Here is a 13,694-nt window from a genome sequence, read left to right as displayed (position 1 = left end):
TGCTCACTTTTTCCGCTATCACCTAATTCCATTTATTCGTAGAGTCCGTGTTCCCTCCTTGAACGGTTCTAGCCGTATAGATAATCTCAGCAATCCCAATCATGGAAACAAACGAGAAACCTTTAATGATAATAATGAATTCATTTCATTGCCGATAGCTGGAAGCATGTAACGATATTCCTACAGCGCTATAATATATTGGTATACAATATACACCGGACAATATATGGACTTTAATGTAAGTAACGCTAACAAAAATTATTTGCATAGCAATAAATCCAACACATTTATGCGCTAAAGTCCCCTAAAACGTAATTTATTCAACCCTAAACCAACATATCTTTAGATCATTAAGATTGCTTGCCCAACTCCCCCCTCGGTGTTAAGATGATAAAAACTTGAAACTCCCGAACGGCGCACCACTACAGGGCTTACACCCTCACACATTCAATCATCACTATATACAGAAGGGGGGATTCGGTATGGAGGCACCCAAATACCGGTCCTTGAAAGATCACGTTTACGATTATATCGCGCAGAAAATCCAGGACGGGACATTGCTCCCCAATCAGAAGATTAATGAAGCGGAGATTTGCAAAAAGCTGGACATCAGCCGCACACCTACTCGGGAAGCCTTATTTCAACTCACTTCCGACAATCTCCTGCAATATATCCCACGGAGGGGATTTATCGTCGCTCCTTTTGACGCTGGCAAAAAACTCGAGTTCTCGCAGGCCATTGGTGCGCTTGAGGCACTCGCCGCTACACTCGCAGCGGACCAACTCAAACCGTCTGAACTTTTGGAGATGGAGGCCATTGTTGCACGAATGGATGAAGATATCACCCAGCTCGATCTGGCCGCTTACAGCAAGAATCAATATCAATTTCATAACCTGTACATCCAGCGCTGCGGCAACGCCACTGTCATCGAGATGTTAAACACGTTAAAAAACAGCTTTATTCGTCAGTCGTATGTCAGTGACAACAAACCCAAGCTATCTAGTGTTCTTAATGAAGTAAATGAGGAACATCGCCAAATCGTAAGCGCTTTTCGAGCCAAAGATAAACCGCAACTGGAAGCTCTGCTGAAGCATCACTGGCGCATTATCGACAACGATATGTTGTAATGTTTTCAGCCAAACTCAGGTGTGAACTATTTTCATCACTCACCGGCTTGGATATAGAGTCCAAGAACAAAGAAGAAGCAATCCACTTTAAAGTGGGTTGCTTTTTTAGATGCCAGATTTGGCATCAGCCTAGTTTTTTCACATCGTTATTGGACCACCCTCTCGCCATCAAGCGATCCTACTCTTTCTGTTTATTATCGCTATCCATTGATGACTTTGCTTCAAAAACAGCATAACCCAGTCTTTTCCCGTATCTCGCAAGCAAACGGTCATTGGTGCGACCCATGCGCTGCACCTGCTCATCCTCAAACAAGCTCATATCCATCTCCCGATGGGGATCATGATCCACACCCCATTTGCCCATGGAACGAGATTGTTCCTTGACTAGAACTTCAGTAAATCCACATTGTCTGAGACGTTTTTTCCATGTAGTCATGGTTGCCAGTGTCCTTATTCCATAAAATTGTTTCAGCCTTCGGCTCATCACCTCTGTTTTCCTTCCGGATAACACCATCTCCCGATCTATGAAGAGACCACCCGGCTTCAATACTCTCTTATATTCCGTAAGGGTACTTCGCCACTGGGTGAAGATAGTGACAGACTCTACAAACACCACATCAAAATAATGATCCGGAAAAGGCAATGATTTCACATCTGCCTGAATAAAACGAATATCCAGGCGCTCCCGTCTTGCGCGTCGCACCGCTTTCTCCAACATCTGTCGATTAAGATCAACCGCAGTTACCCGATAACCGTTTCGAGCCAGATAACAAGCCGTCCTTCCTGTACCGCATCCAACCTCAAGCACCTTACTATGCGCAGGCAGAGACAGCGTATCCAACAGTTGCATCGTTGCTGTAAACCCTCCCGGATGGGCACTCCCTTCTCCAAGCCGGGCCAGTAAATCATGATAATCCATGAGATCCCTCCCTTTTACTCCCTTCAGTGTATGGAGTAAATATAAAAACGGCTCCTCCCCATCTAATTTCCGGGTACTCGTCCATACCAATCAGTCTTCTTTTTACTATGATATACAAACCGTTGAATTCAAGCGGCAACCGCACCTATTGAGGAGGATTTGCATGTACAGAATTAATCCGGTATGTGAAGAAACGGTTTCTCCGCACGTTGGACGTTCCGTTTGTCTCGTTATGAACGACGGTAAGCATATGTATGGTACGCTTGGCCAATGTCGTGATGGTAAAATTTATTTGAACGGATGTTTCGAAGGACCACGGCTGTGTTCAGTCAAATCCAAACAGCAACTTGTAAAAAGCAGCAAGAAGAATACTGTTGCAACAAAGAAAGTTAAATCTTCGGCCTACGGTCCATATGGAGGATACGGCGGGGGTTACGGGCGTTACGGCTATGGAGCTGGAGCAGGGATAGAACTGGCTCTGGTAGCAACCCTGTTTCTGCTTCCGTTCCTGTTCATCTAAAATTTCTAAACAATCAAAAAAACCTTCTCGCTTCATGCGAGAAGGTTTTTTTCATTTATCGTTACTTCAAACCCAAGATTCAAGCAAACAAATTGCTATAAATTAAATATATTTCCACTTAAATATTCAACATAATTGGGAAAAAGTTATAAGAAAAGGCATTCGCCAAAACGAATGCCGGGAACTTCATATTTAATACCCTTACCTTTATACAAGATGTCAGGTTCAACTTAAAAAAAAACACCTCGTTAGAGGCGGGTAAGCTATGTTAAATCCGATTTCCTTTAGGCATCGTTTTAAGATTACTATTCGAATTTTCAAGCAATGGCAGCATCCTGGTCGTGCTAACCATCTCAGAAGCACATATCGGACAAGTAGGCACGCTATCAAACGCAAAATTGTCCCGCATCCATCCTTTGCACGTATCACTCGTACATTCCCAGATTGCCGCATCAGCTTGTGGAATCTCTTCCAACGGTTTTTTGCGATTATACATGACTTCTACCCCCTTTGTTATGGAAAAACATCTAATCCGACGTTATTTCACAGAAGCCACTACTTAGCGGAAGTTTTGTCCCGTCCGGACTTCTGTCTCGACAACTATTGGGCCAACTTTCATTATAACTGCTCAAAAAAAAGAAGCTGCCTTTACCATTATAACATGTTAAAGGCAGCTATGCTTTAATTACAGTTTTACAACTTCTTCTGCTTGAGGACCGCGGTTTCCTTGTACAATTTTAAATTGCACGCGTTGACCTTCGTCCAGCGTTTTGAAGCCTTCGCCTGTAATAGCGCTGAAGTGTACGAATACATCTTCTCCGCCTTCAACTTCGATGAAACCGAAGCCTTTATCAGCGTTGAACCATTTTACTGTTCCGTTTTGCATGTGAATTACACCTCCAAATAAAGATTAACATGTTCCTTTGTTCTTTGCAGCAAGCAAATAAAAATTCACACATTGAAAAAGGTACCAGTCATAACCTATAAGTGATCGCCCTTTACAATATGTGAATTAGGTTTTCCACTCTCTACAACTTGTTTTTATTATAACTCCGTTTCCACCAAAAAGCAAATCTTTGTATTTTCTTTTCAAACAGCTTTGGAAATACATGTTATTCACACGCACTGGAACAGGGTTTGTCGCTTTCCTACCGCTCATTGCGGTCTTATGAAAGGATATGCAGATCCGAACCAACTTATACATTTTCTATAAAATATTTTGACATGCATATCCAATACACCCATAAAAGCTCCATCAATCACATAATAAAACCCTACGTCCATGCCCACATAAAAGCATCACGATCCCATGCTATCTGCCCACGGTGTAGCTTGCGGAAGGCTTTCTTCACATCTTTTGATAACGAAGTATTTCCATTCTCATTCACGAATACAAATTCTTCTCCAAAATTGGCCTTTACATATTCAATTGCAGCTTCCTGATGAAGCGTACCGGTGAATTTAATCTCCTGTACCATCCATTCTGCCACTGCCTGTGCTGTTTTTTCCACAATATCACCTATTTTATATATCCATTGTACGGATGAACGGCCCCACTTATGTAACAAGCCTGTCATACCGCCAGACTGAAGTATACCACGATCCCAAGGCTGGCGGTAAACAGAGTTATGTAGCGTCCGATCAAGACGGTTTAATGAATCACTGAACTCCCCGGTGTACTACTCTCTAAAGAAGATGATTTTGTTCGAGCGCTAAACGTCAGCCATACGCAATAAGCAACCAACACAACCAATATAAAGATATCGTATGAAAATGTCCCGGTATCTTGCCGGTCGTTCCCAAGAAATTGAATCAAATTATGTATGAAATGAAACAGGATCAGCGGCACGATATTTCCGTTTTTCAACATTAACAGCGCAAGTGCCGCTCCAAGCAGCAATGCATAGATCAGTTGCAGAATGGTATCTGCCATACTCTGACCGGATAATGCATTCATGATATGAGTAATAGAAAATAAAACACTGGAAGTGACAACTGCCGCAACCGCACTCTTACGAAGCAAAGTTCTGAAGATCAGTCCACGATAAATGGTTTCCTCCACAAAGGCGACAAGCAAGGTGAAAAAGATAAAAAAGGCGACCTTGGACAAGGTTAGCTCTGTAAATCCTTTCAGTGCAAGAGTACCCAGTACAAGGAGTAGCGGAATATAATACTTTGCATGACTTGCCGGGATGGTTTTTAAGGAGCGAAATCCGGTCTCTCTCCATTTGCGTCGCAAGGTTAGATAAATAATGAGCACGAGGGCAATTGGAATAAATGACATCAATACTGGTGATGTGTAGTCCAGTTGCTTCACGGTCGCAACCGCACCTGCCGCGAAAACTGCCAGCAAAAGGAGCAGTTCAATAATGACTACCGTCAGCACGGGCCTGCGCGCGGAAAAGGATTGGTTTTGCTTGGATTGCACGGTTTTCATAGATTATACCAGCCTCATTTCGTTTTTAATGGTTGTCATATGAACTTTTATGACAATTTAGTTGTATCATATCTTATGAATATTCGGGTACCCTTTTCTGGATAAAACTATAAAAGTAACAAAAAAGAGAATTCCTCTTACAGCTTTTACCTTACAATCAGGTATGGCTCAAGTGCTAAAATGTCTATTATATTAGTAAAAGAACGAATTGGTGCAGGGATACGACACTTCTGCAACGTCTTATATATGGAGAGTTTAGATGAAAGCTGTGAAATGAAGAACGAAATCAGGGGGATACTATGAAAGCATTATTTCTGCGCTGGGGACATTTGCTGGCAATCTTATGTATACCGCTTCAAGGTTCCATTTATGTTTTGTTAGGCAGCAACACCGGAAGTGATGTCTTCTACAATTATGCCTGGATTGATACACAGATTCCTTTTATCAAAGAATTTATATATCCTTATGTCAGTTGGATGCCGATTCTGTATTTTGGATTTCTCTATCTGGGTCTAACGAACAAATCGCTATTCTGGCGCATGATAATTACCTATAATGTAGGAGTAATCGCTGCCAATATCGTATTTGCGGTCTTTCCTACTTACGTGCCGCGGCCGGAAGCTATCGGAACAGGCCTAAGCAGTGCGCTCGTACAATTTATCTATACCAATGATGCTCCATTCAACTGTTTTCCAAGTATCCATTGTCTCACAAGTTATCTGCTCTTCATCATCATCAATCGCCACCTTAACTTCAAACCACTGGCGCGAATCTCATTGTCCATATGGCTGTGGCTGATTATTGCTTCGACGGTGTTCGTGAAGCAGCATTCGCTTCTCGATGTAGCTGGCGGCATTCTGTTCGCGGAAGCAGCATATTGGGCTGTGCATGTAGTTGCGGTTCGAGTTGGTCTGGCAAGCAAAAAAACAAAACAGCCAATCACGGCTACAAATACAAGCAGCAACGCTTAGTATATGATTTATATTGCAAAGGCAGGAGTAATTCGACTGTCATGAGACCAAAAAAGAGGGCCGAGGCCCTCTTTTTTTTGCGCAATTTATATTGATGTTTAAATGTAAGAACTTTTCAAAACGCAACCATGAGGACCTTATCCTTCATACAATAGGTGGACGTTCATGGAGCAAATCAGATGGAGGGCTCCCCATTAAACGCTTGAATATCCGGTAGAAATATGACAGATCACGGTAACCGAGGAATTCTGCAATTTCCTGAATGGAGAGCTGTGACTCGGTAAGCAAATACACCGCCCTTTTCATCCGCTGATCATGCACATATTGGCTGATCGTCTGATTCGTCATGCTTTTAAATAACGCGGCAGCGTAATTCGGGGTTTTACCAATCTCGTCCCCGAGCTCTTCTTTTGTAACTTTCTCCCGGTAATGCCGCTCAATGTATCGCTTCATCCGCTCCGCATGGACATGTCTCTCCGGTGGAATAACTCCTCGATCCAATTCCCTGTTTATATAAATAAGCACTTCCATCAATAAGGCTTGGCTCATCATGACATAATAAGACGGACGTTCCTGCCATTGTTGTTGGATGGCTTTCATGCGTTCATGAATCAGTTCATAACATCCGGGCTTATGTCGCAAGGCCTCACTCCGTTCCAGCGCGGGCAAACCTTGTGCATGATCCCCCTGTAATTGAACAACAATTTGCGTGTGAGTTACGGTAGGAATACTTTTGCCGTAGTACGGAGTACCAGCGGGAATCAGCAGCAGCTCTCCTTTCTCCATGATCTGCTTCTCTCCGTTCACCCAATATACACATTTTCCATAAGTAACCAAGCTTAACCGCCAAGTGGCCTGTGACTGCACCGCTTCTTCGTACCAACCGACACCATTGATGTGTCGTACTTCTAATGGAGTGACCATAACACACCTCATTATTGGACTATATTCTAATCATTGTACTATAGTTCATACCCTGATTCGACAGAAAACGCTACAATACACATATAAGCAAACATATGAGGAGGAAAATAGCATGTTGAAAACAAAAATTATTTGTACTATGGGACCTGCTTGTGACTCAATCGAATTGTTAAAAGTAATGATTCAGGAAGGTATGACTGTTGCCCGTCTGAATATGGCTCACGGTGAGTTGGAAGATCATGTGGCACGGATTAACAATATCCGCAAAGCAGCTTCTGAATTGAATACGTATGTACCGATTATGATGGATATCAAGGGACCGGAAGTTCGTATTGGCAAACTGAAAGAAGCATCCTGCCATCTGCAAGCAGGTAAAGAGCTGATCCTGACTACCGAAGAAATTCTTGGTGATGCTGAGCGTATTTCGGTAAACTACCCGGAATTGAACCTCGTTGTAAAACCTGGAGATCGCATCCTCATTGATGATGGCTTGGTAGATCTGACTGTACTGTCCGTGGAAGGTTCAGATATTCACTGTAAAATCATCAGCGGCGGCATTTTGAAACCACGTAAAGGGGTTAACTTGCCAGGAATCAAAACGACTTTGCCAGGTGTAACGGAACGTGACGTTATGCACATCGGATTCGGGATCGAAAACGGTATCGAAATCATCGCTGCTTCCTTTGTTCGTAAAGGCGACGACATTCGTGAAATTCGCAGTATCCTGAAAGAACGCGGTGTAGATCATGTACAAATTATCTCCAAAATTGAAAACCAGGAAGGTATGACTAACCTGGACGATATCATTGAAGCATCTGACGGTATCATGGTAGCGCGTGGAGATCTCGGTGTTGAAGTACCAATCGAAGACGTGCCTATGATGCAAAAAGAAATGATCGATAAATGTAACCGCGCAGGTAAACCGGTTATCGTAGCAACACACATGCTGGAATCCATGCAAGTGAATCCGCGTCCAACTCGTTCCGAAGTTAGTGACGTAGCCAATGCTGTTCTTCAAGGCGCAGACGTTGTGATGTTGTCTGGTGAATCGGCAGCAGGTAAATATCCGGTACAATCCGTGCGCACGATGGCTGCTGTTGCTCGCCGTGCTGAAACGATGATTGATTACAAAGAACAATTCGGGCAAAAATCTGCTCAACAAGTAGCTGATATTACCGAAGTTATCAGTCAGGGAGCAGTTAGCTCTTCCCTCGTCCTGAATGCCAAAGCGATCATCACTTCTACCGAGAGTGGATTTACGGCGCGTATGATCTCCAAATATCGTCCAAAAGCACCAATCATCGCGGTTACACAGCATGAAGAAGTACTCGCAAAAATCTGCTTGCTCTCCGGTGTCATTCCGGTTATGGGCGACAAAGTAACAACAACCGATGAAATGTTCGAGTCCGCTACACGCAATGCAATTAAAACCGGTTATATCGAAAAAGGGGACATCATCGTATTGTCCGCTGGCGTACCGATTGGTCAATCCGGTAACACCAACTTGATCAAAGTTCAACAAGTATAATTCAACACATTGAATTTGATTACATCGCTGAAAATACAAAAAACCACCGAGAGCAGAAATGCATCTCGGTGGTTTTTTCTTACGCAATTATTTTATCATTCAACAATTGACAGGGTTACACAGTTTACAAGCTTACAAATTCCGTGAATAGTTCACCAAATCCTGCGACATCATATTGATCTCATCCATTGAGGCATTAACCTGCTGTGTCAGGGCAGCCTGATTCTGCGTCAGTGTGGACATGTTGCCAATGTGCTCCAGAATCTGGTCAATGAATGTCTTCATTGCCTGCATGCCATCTTCAATATTGACGGTCGCCTGCGAGCTATGGTCAGCTAACTTCCGAACTTCTCCGGCCACAACTCCAAAACCAAGGCCAAGTTCTCCCGCTCTGGCTGCTTCGATTGCTGCATTCAGACCCAGTAAATTGGTTTGGCTGGCAATTTCCCGAATAAACGCTGTAATGTTTTTGGTATCATCTGCACTGCTCTTCACCTGAATGGCCGCATCCGCAGATAACTCTTGCGCAGTAACCAGTTCCTGAGCCTGATCGGTAATCGAGTTGATTCCACGTACCATCTCACCGATGGATTCAGATAAAAGTTTCGTTTTCTGATTCATCGCTTCAACGATCTGTTCCTTATTTTTCTCATGTGTCACATCACGAATGGTTCCCGCTACACGGAGTGGTACACCGTTACCGTCCCGAACCGTCTCGCCACCTGCATGATACCAGCGATATTCCCCATTCTTACGTTGCAGACGGTAATCAAGATCGTAAGGTGTCCGTCCACTGTAATCATTCATGTGCTTGGCAAATTCATTGATCGTCCGGTCGTGATCGTCCGGGTGAAGCCGGCTGCTCCAACTGCTGAAAACATTCGGGAAATCCTGCTCATCGGTAAATCCAAGCTCTCGGCGAAACTGTGGTGACCACCAAAATTCATTACTTGGGTTAACCACATCTCCGGCCACAACGGTCATATCCCACGGTGCTTCCACCAATGCGCGATTTACTAGGTCATAACGGGTAACGAGTGCTTCCAACTCGTCGGATTTGCTCTTCTCATCATGAATATCAAACATGATTCCCAGAAGTTTAACCGGAACGCCTTCATCATTTCTGACAACTTGTCCAAGACACCGGAACCAGCGTACTTCTCCACTCTTTGTAACCATTCGGCTCGTTACGTTGTATGCGGCCTTCTCAGAAGATGTATTAACACTTTTCGTAATTTCCTGAACCAACTGGGGTCTGTCGTCGGGATGGATGGATTTGGCCCAGCTTGCGAAAGCATCAGGATAATCCTTCGTATTGCTGAAGCCTAACATTTGACGGAATTCATCGGAAAAGGCAATGATATTATTGCTATCTAGAGGATCTCCTGCTACAATCTCAGATTCCCATAGTCCAAAATGTAACGCTTGATTTAACATTTTGAGGCGCATTTCCGCTGCTTCATTTTGCTTCTTCAAAATATGTAAGGCTTTATTAATGTTTTGTGCAATTTCACCAGCTTCCTGCAAATCATCAGTCGATTCTAGCTCACTAGTATATATTCCTTGCTCTGCGTCTTTAACCAGTTTACGGCTGTATTCCAATAATGGTTGAAGCGAGCCCGCAGGGGCTTGCTTGATCGTTTGGGCACGTTTACGGAACATCTCAACTTCTCCTCTAATGTCATTTCTATATATTTCGACATAATTAGACATGAAATGTAGAGAGTTCTCGTGCATTTGAGCGAAAATGAAATAAAAAAAACGCTTTATCAGCGCTTTTTTCATAATGCTATGATGTTATATTCATATACTCTCTCATTATCCGAATCTTTACCAACCGAAATCCAGCGTTTTGCCCGTCTCTACCCATGTCTTGATACTGCTCAATATCATCCACCAACTACTCTTTGCGTTCGCAAAGGATGGATGGTTGTCCGTAAATTGGTCATTGATCAATGTTAACTTCGTACATTCCCCTACCATCTCCAACTGAAACACTACTCTGGATTGAAGCTCAGCGTGATTGGCGTGGTAGGAAGGTCCGGGATGCTCAAGGTAGCTTAACAGGGATAAAGGTTCGAATTCCAGAATATCGCCATATACATGAACCGTCTCTGCACCGTCATTCCCAGGCCCTACATAGGCAAACGGCTGACCCGGTTGGAAATTGGAACGAAGTTCGCTGCCAAAAAAACTGCTCCGTGTACCGTCCGGCGAGATGAGGGCATTCCACACATCTTCCTGTCCGGCATTAATATAGAACTCATATTTCAATTCCATGAACTCACTCCCCTTATGTGTTGTATGAAAGGTACTACTGAAACTTGCTTGCAACACTATCCTATCGTTATACCCCAAACGGCGTATTGTAAAAACGCGACAACAACGAAAATAAATGATGTTAGATGTCATGAAGCATGAATATATCGAACTTTTCGTCCGGTGCTACACTTCAACAAATATAGTGCTTTGCCAGGAGATCAGATATACTAAAATGGAATGAAATAACAGTAAATGTATACAAGTTGGGGACGGGTAGTTAGCATTCCAGAAAGGAACTAAATTATGAACCAAACAACAAATATTATGGGAATCCCTTTTCCCAATATAACTATGAATCAGACGGTTACAATTCTTAGTAATATAGTCGAGCAGAGACAATCCGAGCTGTTCCATGTCATCACAGGCAATCCGGAAATCGTCATGTCCTGTCAGAAGGATCAGGCGCTTCGTTCGGTCGTGGATCAGGCAGGCATGGTGACCGCTGACGGCGCGGGCATTGTTATGGTATCCCGCTTTCGGGGTGGACAATTGACCGAACGGGTAACAGGTTGTGACCTGCTTTTTCGTTTGTTGGAGGAAGGAAGCCGGAAGAATTGGTCCTTTTATATGCTCGGGGCAGAAGAAAGTGTCAGTAAGCGGGCTGTAGAGATTATTGCGCAAAACTATCCGGGAGTCGTTGTTCGTGGCAGACATCATGGATTTTTCACAACGGATGAGGAGCAAAGCATTGTAAAAGAGATTCACGAGGCACAGCCAGATTTTCTTATTGTGGCCCTAGGAGCACCCAATGCTGAACACTGGATCAACAAATATCGCCATCAACTCAATGCTCGTGTAGCCATCGGAGTCGGGGGAAGCCTGGATATTCTGGCCGGCAAAACCAAACGAGCACCTGCAATATGGCAGAAGCTTAACTTGGAATGGCTTTATCGACTGCTCAGCCAGCCTTCCAGATGGCGCAGACAACTCATTTTGCCACGTTTCGCTGTTCGGGCGTTGTTGTTCAGAGAACAAAGGTAATATCAAGGGGGACTGGTTACAAAATGGTCGTTGAAGAATCCAAGATCAAATTCAGGCCAAACAAAATACATATTATCGGCTCAGTCGGCAGCGGCAAATCTACACTAGCTCGCCATTTATCCGCGAGATTAAACCTTCCTTATTATGAGCTAGACAACATTGTGTGGCACCGTGTACCTCGAGGAGAGGATATTCGCAATAGTCCAGAGACGCGGGACACACTTCTGCAAAAAGCTGTGTATTCCAATCAGTGGATTATTGAAGGAGTACACTATGAATGGGTCGCAAGCAGTTTCGAGCAGGCTGATCTTATCGTCTACTTAAATACCCCCGTGTGGAAAAGGAATGTACGCATTCTCAAACGTTTCACAGTACAGAAACTCGGGCTGGAACAGGGAAATTACCGTCAGACTTTCACCATGCTCTGGAAGATGTATAAATGGAGCTATCAACATGACCATAAGGAAAAAGCACTAATCATGACGTTTTTGCAGTCTCACCAACATAAATTGTGCATGGTTCGTAACGAAGCAGAATTGACGAGATATCTGGAGGAATCGACAAGATGAAATATGCCGATCATGCTGCCAGACCCAGTATGGGTCTTCTGAATCTGGATGAGGGCGACAAAAGATATTGCCTGACACGGTATGCCCCTTCCGAAGCATTGGGTTCATTGGTCAAGCATTTCTGGATCGTCTCCTGGGATCTTACAGGGCATGATCCTTATCCTCAGCATGTGGTCCCCAACCCATGTGTCAATTTGGTGGTAGAACGGGGGAACACCTTTTTCTTCGGTCCATCCGGACAGAAATTCTCCTATCTCGTCCGTGGAAAAGGGAGCGTGTTTGGGGTGAAGTTTAAGCCTGGCGGCTTCTATCCATTCATTCGTAATTCCGTCTCCACATTGTATGGGAACCCATTGGATGTCTCCGCTGTGCTTGATATTGATGCCTCACAGCTTGAAGAACGTCTGCTTGGGGACGGAAGTGATGAGGATAAAGTCAGTTATATGGATCAGCTTCTATGTAAACACCTCCCTCCTCCTGATGATCAAGCCATTCTGGTCAGCCGAATTGTGCTGTATATTGAGCAGCATCGGGATATGCTGAGAGTCGATGACTTATCTGCTTCCTGGAATATGCATACAAGAAAGCTCCAGCGCCTGTTCAATCAGTATGTAGGCATCAGCCCCAAAATGGTGATCAAGCTCTACCGTCTGCAAAATGCTGCTGAGATGATGGAGCGGGGTGTAAATTGCGATCTGGTTAAGCTTTCCCAGGACCTTGGATATCACGATCAGTCCCATTTTATCAAAGACTTCAAGTCCATTATCGGCAGCACACCTGAAGATTATATCCATTCCAGAGGATAAACTGAGATTAACTAAAAGCTGAGCAGACAATTCCGGCTTAATACGCGGCGTGATTATAAACGGAATCATTGATCTTTTTATAATTGACACAATTAATTTGTGTAAAATTAAATTTATACTTTCGGTTCTTATGGCAAACATATATACTGAGTAGGACAAGAAAATAAATGACAGATACGAAAGCAAGGTGTTTCTTTTGATTAGTATCATTTTCGTGGCTATTGTAGCCATTGAGCACTTCTACATCATGGTGATGGAGATGTTCCTGTGGACCCGTCCACGCACGATGAAAACGTTCGGTCTTACCCCTGAACTAGCGAAATCCACCAAGTCACTGGCTGCCAATCAAGGCCTTTACAATGGTTTTCTGGCCGCAGGTTTGATCTGGGGACTCGTTTATCCGGATGCATCCGTCGGACAGCACATTCAAATCTTCTTCCTGGCATGTGTCATTATCGCCGCCCTCTACGGAGGCGTAACCGCTACTCGATCCATCATTGTCAAACAAGGATTGCCTGCGATCATTGCATTGCTTCTGGTTCTTTTCCTCTGATCACCTGTTGACCATTACCAGGCCTGGATTCATTAAA

16 protein-coding genes are annotated in these 13,694 nt (G+C 43.8%); 8 read left to right on the top strand and 8 right to left on the bottom strand.

All coding sequences use genetic code 11. The features are described 5' to 3' along the window. Window positions 1-482: 482 nt before the first annotated feature. Window positions 483-1,127 (top strand): GntR family transcriptional regulator, encoded by a 645-nt coding sequence (locus RS891_RS01625; RefSeq protein WP_113056270.1) that lies wholly within the window; start codon window positions 483-485, stop codon window positions 1,125-1,127. Window positions 1,128-1,305: 178 nt separating this feature from the next. Here RS891_RS01625 and RS891_RS01620 read toward each other — a convergent pair whose 3' ends face one another. Next, window positions 1,306-2,046: a class I SAM-dependent methyltransferase gene (locus RS891_RS01620; RefSeq protein WP_063568135.1), complete on the bottom strand. Its 741-nt coding sequence runs from the start codon at window positions 2,044-2,046 to the stop codon at window positions 1,306-1,308. A gap of 163 nt (window positions 2,047-2,209) precedes the next feature. On the opposite strand from RS891_RS01620, the gene RS891_RS01615 reads away from it, so the two are divergent. Then, the gene (locus tag RS891_RS01615; RefSeq protein WP_090905386.1) at window positions 2,210-2,566 is read left to right on the top strand and encodes a hypothetical protein; all 357 of its coding nucleotides are present in this window, start codon (window positions 2,210-2,212) and stop codon (window positions 2,564-2,566) included. 268 nt (window positions 2,567-2,834) lie between these two features. On the opposite strand, the gene RS891_RS01610 is transcribed toward RS891_RS01615, so the two are convergent. The 4 genes from RS891_RS01610 to RS891_RS01595 all read right to left on the bottom strand — a co-directional run bounded on the left by RS891_RS01610 (window position 2,835) and on the right by RS891_RS01595 (window position 5,003). Further along, window positions 2,835-3,062: a cold-shock protein gene (locus tag RS891_RS01610; protein ID WP_024633773.1), complete on the bottom strand. Its 228-nt coding sequence runs from the start codon at window positions 3,060-3,062 to the stop codon at window positions 2,835-2,837. A gap of 189 nt (window positions 3,063-3,251) precedes the next feature. Next, complete coding sequence (locus tag RS891_RS01605; protein WP_024633772.1) at window positions 3,252-3,452, bottom strand: cold-shock protein; 201 nt, start codon at window positions 3,450-3,452, stop codon at window positions 3,252-3,254. 388 nt (window positions 3,453-3,840) lie between these two features. Continuing rightward, on the bottom strand, window positions 3,841-4,077 hold the full coding sequence (locus RS891_RS01600) for a DUF6953 family protein (RefSeq protein WP_113056269.1): 237 nt from the start codon (window positions 4,075-4,077) through the stop codon (window positions 3,841-3,843). A 140-nt stretch (window positions 4,078-4,217) separates the two neighbouring features. Next, window positions 4,218-5,003 carry a CPBP family intramembrane glutamic endopeptidase gene (locus tag RS891_RS01595; protein WP_315794254.1) on the bottom strand — a complete coding sequence of 262 codons (786 nt, stop codon included), beginning with the start codon at window positions 5,001-5,003 and terminating at the stop codon, window positions 4,218-4,220. A gap of 299 nt (window positions 5,004-5,302) precedes the next feature. On the opposite strand from RS891_RS01595, the gene RS891_RS01590 reads away from it, so the two are divergent. After that, complete coding sequence (locus RS891_RS01590) at window positions 5,303-5,974, top strand: phosphatase PAP2 family protein (RefSeq protein ID WP_315794252.1); 672 nt, start codon at window positions 5,303-5,305, stop codon at window positions 5,972-5,974. A gap of 144 nt (window positions 5,975-6,118) precedes the next feature. On the opposite strand, the gene RS891_RS01585 is transcribed toward RS891_RS01590, so the two are convergent. Beyond that, a complete protein-coding gene (locus RS891_RS01585) occupies window positions 6,119-6,898 on the bottom strand; it encodes a helix-turn-helix domain-containing protein (protein ID WP_315794251.1) in 780 nt (259 codons plus the stop codon). Between the two features lie 112 nt (window positions 6,899-7,010). Between RS891_RS01585 and pyk the strand changes: the two genes are divergently transcribed. Next, window positions 7,011-8,426: a pyruvate kinase gene (gene pyk / locus RS891_RS01580; RefSeq protein ID WP_247900331.1), complete on the top strand. Its 1,416-nt coding sequence runs from the start codon at window positions 7,011-7,013 to the stop codon at window positions 8,424-8,426. Window positions 8,427-8,558: 132 nt separating this feature from the next. Here pyk and RS891_RS01575 read toward each other — a convergent pair whose 3' ends face one another. Together RS891_RS01575 and RS891_RS01570 are read right to left on the bottom strand one after the other, a co-directional pair. Further along, window positions 8,559-10,088, bottom strand: coding sequence for a methyl-accepting chemotaxis protein (locus RS891_RS01575; RefSeq protein ID WP_113056264.1), 1,530 nt, complete (start codon window positions 10,086-10,088; stop codon window positions 8,559-8,561). Window positions 10,089-10,256: 168 nt separating this feature from the next. After that, window positions 10,257-10,706: an SRPBCC family protein gene (locus RS891_RS01570; RefSeq protein ID WP_113056263.1), complete on the bottom strand. Its 450-nt coding sequence runs from the start codon at window positions 10,704-10,706 to the stop codon at window positions 10,257-10,259. Window positions 10,707-10,991: 285 nt separating this feature from the next. On the opposite strand from RS891_RS01570, the gene RS891_RS01565 reads away from it, so the two are divergent. From RS891_RS01565 to RS891_RS01550, 4 genes are all read left to right on the top strand, one after another. Next, complete coding sequence (locus tag RS891_RS01565; RefSeq protein ID WP_113056262.1) at window positions 10,992-11,729, top strand: WecB/TagA/CpsF family glycosyltransferase; 738 nt, start codon at window positions 10,992-10,994, stop codon at window positions 11,727-11,729. Window positions 11,730-11,752: 23 nt separating this feature from the next. After that, complete coding sequence (locus RS891_RS01560) at window positions 11,753-12,298, top strand: AAA family ATPase (protein WP_113056261.1); 546 nt, start codon at window positions 11,753-11,755, stop codon at window positions 12,296-12,298. Next, window positions 12,295-13,104, top strand: coding sequence for a DUF6597 domain-containing transcriptional factor (locus tag RS891_RS01555; RefSeq protein WP_315794250.1), 810 nt, complete (start codon window positions 12,295-12,297; stop codon window positions 13,102-13,104). The genes RS891_RS01560 and RS891_RS01555 overlap by 4 nt, the downstream gene beginning before the upstream one ends. A 196-nt stretch (window positions 13,105-13,300) precedes the next feature. After that, the gene (locus RS891_RS01550) at window positions 13,301-13,657 is read left to right on the top strand and encodes a DUF1304 domain-containing protein (protein ID WP_397386883.1); all 357 of its coding nucleotides are present in this window, start codon (window positions 13,301-13,303) and stop codon (window positions 13,655-13,657) included. The last annotated feature ends 37 nt before the right edge of the window (window positions 13,658-13,694 follow it).

The organism is Paenibacillus sp. BIC5C1, assembly GCF_032399705.1.
Classification (GTDB): domain Bacteria; phylum Bacillota; class Bacilli; order Paenibacillales; family Paenibacillaceae; genus Paenibacillus; species Paenibacillus taichungensis_A.
Note: the sequence above shows the minus strand (reverse complement) of the source record. Positions and strands in the feature narration are given on the sequence as shown.